The 8,384-nt window shown below is 42.3% G+C and carries 7 protein-coding genes; 2 read left to right on the forward strand and 5 right to left on the reverse strand.

The window, feature by feature from the left end; all coding sequences use genetic code 11:
• From L4B77_RS18480 to L4B77_RS18490, 3 genes are all read right to left on the reverse strand, one after another.
• Positions 1-172: transposase (locus L4B77_RS18480; protein WP_429752230.1), on the reverse strand; the 172-nt coding region annotated here is incomplete at its 3' end.
• Between the two features lie 475 nt (positions 173-647).
• Positions 648-2,018: a YjiH family protein gene (locus L4B77_RS18485; protein ID WP_429752227.1), complete on the reverse strand. Its 1,371-nt coding sequence runs from the start codon at positions 2,016-2,018 to the stop codon at positions 648-650.
• Between the two features lie 228 nt (positions 2,019-2,246).
• Positions 2,247-2,921, reverse strand: coding sequence for a YoaK family protein (locus tag L4B77_RS18490; RefSeq protein ID WP_261840682.1), 675 nt, complete (start codon positions 2,919-2,921; stop codon positions 2,247-2,249).
• A gap of 275 nt (positions 2,922-3,196) precedes the next feature.
• Between L4B77_RS18490 and L4B77_RS18495 the strand changes: the two genes are divergently transcribed.
• Both L4B77_RS18495 and shyA read left to right on the forward strand, forming a co-directional pair.
• Complete coding sequence (locus L4B77_RS18495) at positions 3,197-3,838, forward strand: hypothetical protein (RefSeq protein WP_261840683.1); 642 nt, start codon at positions 3,197-3,199, stop codon at positions 3,836-3,838.
• Between the two features lie 216 nt (positions 3,839-4,054).
• A complete protein-coding gene (gene shyA / locus L4B77_RS18500; RefSeq protein WP_261840684.1) occupies positions 4,055-5,377 on the forward strand; it encodes a peptidoglycan DD-endopeptidase ShyA in 1,323 nt (440 codons plus the stop codon).
• A 117-nt stretch (positions 5,378-5,494) separates the two neighbouring features.
• On the opposite strand, the gene L4B77_RS18505 is transcribed toward shyA, so the two are convergent.
• Both L4B77_RS18505 and L4B77_RS18510 read right to left on the reverse strand, forming a co-directional pair.
• Positions 5,495-7,351, reverse strand: coding sequence for a putative bifunctional diguanylate cyclase/phosphodiesterase (locus L4B77_RS18505; protein WP_429752232.1), 1,857 nt, complete (start codon positions 7,349-7,351; stop codon positions 5,495-5,497).
• Between the two features lie 129 nt (positions 7,352-7,480).
• The gene (locus L4B77_RS18510) at positions 7,481-8,377 is read right to left on the reverse strand and encodes a LysR family transcriptional regulator (protein ID WP_261840685.1); all 897 of its coding nucleotides are present in this window, start codon (positions 8,375-8,377) and stop codon (positions 7,481-7,483) included.
• Positions 8,378-8,384: the final 7 nt, after the last annotated feature.

Raw genomic sequence — 8,384 nt, forward strand, 5'->3', positions numbered from 1 at the left:
CTCTATCGCTGATTTTCGCATCTTTTTTGACGGCTTTACGCCACCCATAAATTTGAGATTCATATAGCGAAAGCTGTCGTGCGGCAGCAGAGACACCGACTTTCTCTGCTAACTTAAGCGCTTCGGCTTTAAATTCAGGAGCATGTTTGATTCGTGTTTTCTTAGTTGTCATTGTTCACCTCGTTAGTGATTGTACTCACTTAACTCGGTGTCCAAAACTTCTGGTGCGGATCAGTATTCCCCTTCTCACAGAATTTGCGAAGACTAAATCTAATCATGTTTTGTAACTATAGGTATCGACTGGATTGATAACTACTTAAATATAATTCTATCRAATAGGCTAAAAAATAAACGGAAAGTTGTGCGATATCCAGTTATTTAACCATTAAGTTACAACTTTTCAATAACTTGAAGGCTAACTAAAATAAGGTGTGTGTGAAACAAGCGTGCAGTAGTTTGGTGTTTATACGTCAGGAATGCTTTTAAAATTAGCCATGAGTAATAACATAAGTGAAATAGACTCAACACCAGCGTTTTTTCGAAGCTGTCTTTAGAGAAATAATGGCGATATTGGAGGGAATAAAAAACCTCACATTTGTGAGGTTTTCCGATTGATAGCGTTACGTGTTATGGCGCAGTAAATCACTTTAGAATATTAAATGCGCGACACCAGCAATCACAGGGAGTGTGATTAAAGTACGTAGAATAAAGATAATAAACAGTTCAAAGATATTGACTGGAATCTTACTGCCTAGCAGTAGTGCGCCCACTTCTGACATATAGATCAGTTGAGTCACTGACATGGCAGCGATAACAAAACGAGTCATCTCATTGTCGATAGAAGCCGCCAGGATTGCTGGAATGAACATGTCCGCAAAACCAACGACGATAGTTTCGGACGCTGCGACGGCTTCTGGAACGCCAAGGAGTTCTAAAAATGGAATGAAGGGTTGACCTAGGGTTGAGAAAACAGACGTGTATTCTGCAATAACCAATGCCATTGTACCAAGACCCATAACGACAGGCAGTACTCCAAATACCATATCTACGGCGTTACGAACGCCTTCGCCAAATACGGACTTAACAGACTTAACTTGTGAGGCTTTGCTGACCGCTAATTGTAGACCCCAAGAGAATGTGGAGTGACCCATTGGGATCGCATCAGCATCTTTGTGTGGCTTGCTCCCATCAATAAACGTATCTTTCTTCCTACTCAAGGGCGGAAGGCGAGGAATGATGACCGCCGCGACAATACCGGCTAAACAGATGGCTGCGTAGAAAGGTAGGAATAGGTGTTCAAGATTGACTTGAGCAATAACGACAAGGCTGAAAGTGATCGATACCGCAGAAAAAGTCGTACCAACCACGGCGGCTTCACGTTGGGTATAGAATTTATTTTCGTATTGTTTGCTCGTAAGTAGGATACCAACACTGCCGTCCCCTAACCAAGAAGCCATACAGTCGATAGCACTGCGGCCTGGTAGGTTGAAGATTGGGCGCATGACTTTACTTAACAAGGTGCCAAAGAGTTCTAATAGGCCAAAGTTAAGCAGTAGTGGCAACAGTAAACCTGCAAAGATGAAGACTGAAAACAGTGTAGGAAGTAGTCCCTCAAGCACTAAACCACCGGTATTTTCTTCCCATATCATTTCAGGACCGATATGGAAGAAAGCCATCAATGCAGCAGCACCGCCGATCAAACGCACTAACAACCATAGAGGCGATGGGTTGAAAAGACCGCTTAAGAATGAACTTGATACGATGAATGTAGGCTTAAAAATGGTGCTTAAAATGGAAGCTACAGACATGAAAGCAACGATTGCAGTGATGATAGGGACCAGATATTCACCGAAAACCGCTTGAATCGACTTGGCTAAGATAGCAACAGGGATCGTAAGATTACCTTGATAGCTAATTGGAGCCATGAAAAGGAATAAACCAATCAATGATGGGATTAAGAAAATCCAGAAACTGCCTTTTGATTTATTGGGCTGAGCAGTATTCGTATTGTTAGACATGTTAATTGTTCTCGTATTTCTACATGAAAAAAAACCACATCCTTGGCATTTTTATTCACTAAACGTCCGTGTTTTTCATTGGCTGCAAGATTACCCAGTATTCATACTCCTTGCAATACTATTCATCAAATATCGCTAAGTATTCAAGTGGGATAATTTAAAAATCACTAATAGTTTAGAATAAACGGTTGTTGATGTTACGGATTTCGATGAGTCATTACCAGATATTTACAGTTTGAGTTGTGTTTCTGTTCGATGGCTCAAATAAAGCCAATAAATGAAGGCAATGATGAAAGCAAAAGAGGCAGGAAAAGCCAGTGCTAATATTTCAAAATGATCGAACAGACAAGCACCGATTAAACCACCAAACAGGAAACCGACGACAATAAATATCAGCAGTTTGGCTTTGCGACGGTCAAAGGGCATGCCTTTTAATCGAGCACCGATCATTATCCCGAGATCAGTAATGATTCCACTCATGTGCGTTGTTCGAATGATCGCGCCACTGTAGGTCGTTATCATAGCGTTCTGCAAGCCACAAGCGGCTGAAGCGAAGTATTGTCCGGAAGTGAAGCCTTGTAATAGTGCCCAAAGCGATACAAACAGTAATCCCCCTTCAATACACAAAGCGACACCGTAACGACGTCCTAACTTTAGAACTTGGTTCTCGATAAAGAATCCACTAAATGCTGCGCCCAACATAAAACTCAATATTACTAATAGTAGGTGTACTGAGGATGAGGTTGGAATCAGTAAGCTACTGCCTAATAAAGATACGGTACCTGAGATGTGCGAAATGGCTTGATGTTGGAAGCCGAGTAATCCGATAGCATTTACGCTACCAGCAAGACCGGCTAGTAGTAAGGCGCCATATTCAACCCAGCGAGGTAGTTTAGAAATCATGGAAGTCATTCCGGGTTAAAATTAGGACCCAGATTATAACGCTAACGAAAAGATACGCTAGCGTTGTTGAACCACTATATTGGGTCTTGAACTGCATAGTGCCATCTCATTTTAGCTGGTTAATTTATCGCAGTATGACTGTTAGCCGTCATGGTCCATTTGATGTTCAAATTTATCATAACCGTGTTCTACTTCCAGTTAACCCGATATTGATCATTAGACTAAAGCCCTTTATGGTCAGCACAACCAATGAAAATAAAAGATTAAAACTGATCATGAAAAAGAAAATTTTACCGATACCTCTGATTTTACTGGTTCCAATTGTCATGCTAGTGGTCGTCATAGTGGCTGGTATTTATCGATTCAGCCTCAGTGATGAAGAGATCTTAGCGAAGTTTCCTTCATCACAAATCACTTATGATCCCATCGTTGACACTGTGTTTGATTTGAAAACGACCAACCCATGGACAATTAAAGTGCCAGAAACGAATGCATATGCTTTCATTAATCGTGTCGACAACGCCAAAGCGCTCGCATTTGGCCGTTATGACTCTGGTGTGGAGCGTGGTGTGATTACTGTCGATACTAAAAAACTTTCAACCGTGATCATGGGGGAGGCGAGTTTCTTTGTTGCGCCTATGTGGGTATCGAATCAAGGTAGCGGTGTGTTCTACTACCTTGGCCTGTTTAAATTTGATCAAAAGCGAAGCCGTGTCGTGCTAGTCGATCAACTCCTACTGGGCGATCGTGTGCAAATTCAAACCTTGGACGTCACTCCGCCAGCTGATGGTCAGTTTACTGGCGCTGGTTTCATCGGTTTCACTCAACATTCTTCAAAACAATCCTTCGCAGAAGCACCGTCGGAAAAGGTGTTAATGAGTTTTTCTTTTGATACGCAGTCGATAGGTAAGGAGTGACATTTGAGTGAGTGTAAGAAATCACTGTTTGTATGAATGAAGTTGGGGTCTATCTCTCATGGGAAAATGAAATGTAGATGCGTTTTTTCATTTCCAACAACTCAATGACTTAGCCTGCTATTGCAATATTAGTATCATATTATTGCAATGTATTGATGATTTATGCGTATGAAAAGCATATCCTACACCTTTATATCGTAGAAAGACCTGTTTACCGTGTATTCAAAAATATTACCCTCTTCGCTTTCTGAGCTTTCACCTCTAAAAAAAGTGGCTATTTTAGGATTGCCACTTATTGCTGCGATTGGTGTTACTCTGCAATCTACCCATTCAGATCTGACGAAAACCGTTGATTTGAATTTATCGGACTCCAGTGTTATTGAGTCAACGGCACCACCTTCTTCTGTGACGGCTATTGAGCCACCGACGTTTGAGTACCAAATTCAAACAGGTGATAACTTGAGTAGTATATTCACTCAGCTTGGATTTTCGTATAAATCGATGATGAGTGTAATGGAAACCGATTTAAACTTTCTAGCGCTTGATACGTTACGCCCTGGTGATACATTGCGTTTTTGGAAAAGTGAGGCGACAGGTGATCTTTCCAAAATGGAACTTCAATTTAGTATCGCTGATAAAGTGGTCTATCGACGACTTGAAGATGGCACCTATGAATTTAAAGATATCTCTATTCCGGGTGTGTGGAAGCAAAAGCCTTTAGTGGGGGATATCCAAGGCAGTTTCTCTATGTCGGCGAACAAGGCGGGCTTGAGCAGTCTTGAAATTGACCACATTGTTACGTTGCTCAAAGATAAGTTGAATTTTAGCCGAGACTTACGTGCTGGTGATCAGTTTGAGGTCCTTCAAAAAGTACAATTTGTTGAGGGTGTTGCAACCGGAAAACGCGAAATTGAAGCAATAAAAATCATCAACCGTAACCGAGTCATTTCTGCTTATCTTCATACTGATGGGCAATATTACGATATGAATGGTGATAGCTTACAACGTGCTTTCCAACGTTATCCAGTGAACAGCAGTTGGCGTCAGAGCTCTCAATTCAACCCTAAACGTCTACACCCGATTACAGGTCGTATCTCACCACACAATGGTACCGATTTCGCGGTTCCCGTTGGAACTCCAGTTCAGGCTACGGGTGACGGTAAAGTCATTATGACGCGTAAGCATCCTTATGCGGGTAATTACGTGGTTATTCAACACGGCAGCACTTACAAAACGCGCTATTTGCATCTAAGTAAGATCCTCGTTCGAAAAGGGCAAGCGGTTTCTCGTGGGCAGCGTATTGGTTTGTCGGGTAAAACAGGCCGAGTGACAGGTCCACACTTGCACTATGAGTTGATCGAACGTGGTCGTCCAGTCAACGCTATGACAGCGAATATTCCGATGGCAGAGTCGGTACCTAAGAAAGACAAAGCGAGCTTTATGGCCGCGAGAGACGAAGCTGACAAGCTATTTAAAGAAGCGTTGGAATCGCAATCCGATCATAGTGAACGAATTGTTTCGGTAAACGGTCTTAATTAATCCATTGGGGAGAGCCGCGAGTTGCATGCTAAACCGTTCAAAGTTTAGTCATGAACTCGCGGCTTTTTAATGTATTTTTTTGGGTTAAGGCAATGGGTTTGAACGCGGGTTATTCGGTTATGTATTGTCTGTAACAGGCAGCTCAGCATGGGAGAGATAACTGACGATAGCTTCTGGTCGCATGGGCGGTGAATAAAAATATCCCTGAATCTTGTTACACCCCATAGCGTGAAGTTTTTCTAATTGCTCACGTTCTTCAACCCCCTCAGCAACGACGGATACGCCTAAGCGATGAGCAAGCTGGATGATCAACCATACAACGCTCTCGGAGGTAGAACTTGTCAACAAGTTACGAATGAAGGTCGCATCAATTTTAATGCAATCGATAGGGTAGCTGTGAATGTAATTGAGGCTTGAGTAACCGGTCCCAAAATCATCGAGTGCGACTGTAAATCCTTGAGCCCTTAAAAAGTTAAGCGCCGATTTTGTCTCTTTTGTGGGGGACAGTAATACCGTTTCAGTTAACTCAATTACAAACTCATTTGCCTTGAAATGGTGTTGTTCAATGGTGCGAGTGAGGTAGGATATATAACGTTTAGAGTCGGTAAGCTCATGAGCGGAACAGTTAATCCCAAGTTTAACTTTGTAGCCTAAACCTTGTTCTAATATTGTTTTAGCTCGGCACACCAGTTCTATAATACGTTCACCCAGTTCGACAATCAGCCCTGATTCTTCAGCGATTTGAATGAACTCGACGGGTGAAATATCACCGTATTGCGTTGTTTTCCAGCGAGTCAGGACCTCGAAATATTGCCATTGAGATTCGTTTTTAATCACAATGGGTTGTGTCACCACGTACATACCATTGTCATTGTTTATGTCTTTATGTGAAATTGGGCTTTCAAGCTCACGACGTAAAGCCGCGATTAACTCGGTTTTCCTATGGTAACGAACGCTTAGATGAGTGTCATAACATCTAGTTTGGTTATCTTGGCTAAGTTTGCACTCTTTCAACGCCAAGCTGGTGTTAAAGATGATCTGTTCTATGTCTTTGTTATGCCCATCTGAGCGAGCAATACCGATACTGACGTCGATATTAATTTTTATATCGAGGTTGCTATAGCCTTCTTTGGTTTTAGCCTGTAGATGTTCACACACCGCTATGGGATCGGAATGGTAGGTAATAAAGGCAAACTCATTCCCCGCAGTTCGAAAAATCAAGTTACTCTCGGGTAGATTTCGACGCAAGGTATCGGCAACATACTGAAGCACCTTATCGCCAATATAATGACCATGCATATCATTAATGGCTTTGAAGCTATTAATATCGATCATCGCTAATGTGAATGGCGTGATGCCCTGCTGAGTAATGGATTCTAAGGTATCTGACAAGCAACTTCGATTTAGCAACCCAGTTAAATTATCGTGTGAAACCTCATAACTGAGCTGATTGAGCAGTTGCTCAGAGCGCTCGTTGAACCACATTTCTCTAAGTGTATGGACGATGATATCGGCAAAAAGTTGATGGTACTTTATCGCTTCTTGTTTTTGGCTTGGACTCAGTGGAGAAGCAAAGGTTGAAAATAGTACACCTATTACTTCACCACTCTGAGTGCGAGTAGGTATTGCGATAGTCAGATCTGATGTGATTTCTTGTCTAAATGCCGACGTTGGTAGCGACTGAATGATGTGCTGCGCAAAGGAGCAATCGGGGTGCTTTTGATTGACAGCTTGTTGATAGATGTGACCATGACGTGCGTTGATTTTGTCATGTACGATATGATCAGAATGCGCAATCACCGAAGGAAGTATTTGGTCTGGAAAGTTTCTTTTTTCTATGATGCTGGTGCTCTGAGTACCAAATGTTTGATGCAACATGAGCGCGGCCGACTCTAAAAGGTCGATACCTTCCAATTTGAGTAGACGCCCAATGTGGTCGGTGTTGATTAAGCTGTTGTGTGTATCTTGAGACATCGTTTTCACCGCTAATTTGAAGGTATCTTTATGCATGAAAACCCATATTGTTTTGATACAGTATTGACCACGTTATCGTTTTTTTCAAATTCAGTGCGACTTATAACGTTTATCGCACTTCCTTCCTATTTATAAAACTAATGTGCTGCGCTCTTTGTCTAGCCTACCTTTTAGGTGGTCTAAAAACAGCTTGGTCCGAGTATGTGAGTAATCAAGTTTAGGATAATAGGCGTAAACCATGACTTCATCGGCTGTTATATTTGGCAATACTGGAACTAATGTCCCTTGTTTAAGGTCATCTTTAATCATCGCTTTGATGGTTAATAATATACCCATACCTCTTTTCGCTGCATGGAATAGAGCTTCTGGATTGGTGGTCGCAAAGTTGCCGTTCAAAGTGATTCGCTGTTCTTTGGTTAGCGCCACTTCACGAGTAGGACGTTCTCCCCAGATCAAGGAGTTGTGCCGTTCTAAATCTTGCTCTGATGTGGGGTAACCATGTTTAGCGAGATAACTCGGAGCCGCGTAGAACCCTGCTTTATGTTCAAACAATGGTGTTTTTTTAAAGCTTAGCGAGTTGAGTTGCTCTAACTCACGACTTATCACCAGATCCAATCCAAGTTCGGGCAGTTGGCCGGGGGTGGTGGTGATGAGTTGCACTTTTATGTCGGGGTATTTTTCTAAGAAATCGTCCATATATTGCACTAGAAATTTGGATCCAACAGCAATAGTCGCCCCTATTTTTAACAGGCCGGCAGGGGTTTGATTGACGGAGCGGGTTTCATCGATGATCGATTGCCAACTATCCAGTTGAGCTTTGGCTCGTTGGTAAAAGAGTGCGCCAGCTTCTGTTTGGCTAATCGAGCGTGTCGTGCGTTTTAAGAGCTGCGTGCCGATACGATCTTCTAGCCAATTCACTCTTTTACTGATGGCCGAGCTGGTGGTGTTGAGTTTACGAGCGGCACCATTGAAACTGCCTTCTTCTATTACTCTGACATAGCTTTTTGCGTTAAGAATCCAATCCATATTATTT

It is taken from the genome of Vibrio minamisatsumaniensis, assembly GCF_050337445.1.
GTDB lineage: Bacteria > Pseudomonadota > Gammaproteobacteria > Enterobacterales > Vibrionaceae > Vibrio > Vibrio artabrorum.

Excerpts from the sequence above, each read along its gene's own strand:
- L4B77_RS18485 (WP_429752227.1), bottom strand. The coding sequence starts at position 2,018 with ATGTCTAACAATACGAATACTGCTCAGCCCAATAAATCAAAAGGCAGT.
- L4B77_RS18490 (WP_261840682.1), bottom strand. The coding sequence starts at position 2,921 with ATGATTTCTAAACTACCTCGCTGGGTTGAATATGGCGCCTTACTACTA.
- L4B77_RS18495 (WP_261840683.1), top strand. The coding sequence starts at position 3,197 with ATGAAAAAGAAAATTTTACCGATACCTCTGATTTTACTGGTTCCAATT.
- L4B77_RS18505 (WP_429752232.1), bottom strand. The coding sequence starts at position 7,351 with ATGTCTCAAGATACACACAACAGCTTAATCAACACCGACCACATTGGG.
- L4B77_RS18510 (WP_261840685.1), bottom strand. The coding sequence starts at position 8,377 with ATGGATTGGATTCTTAACGCAAAAAGCTATGTCAGAGTAATAGAAGAA.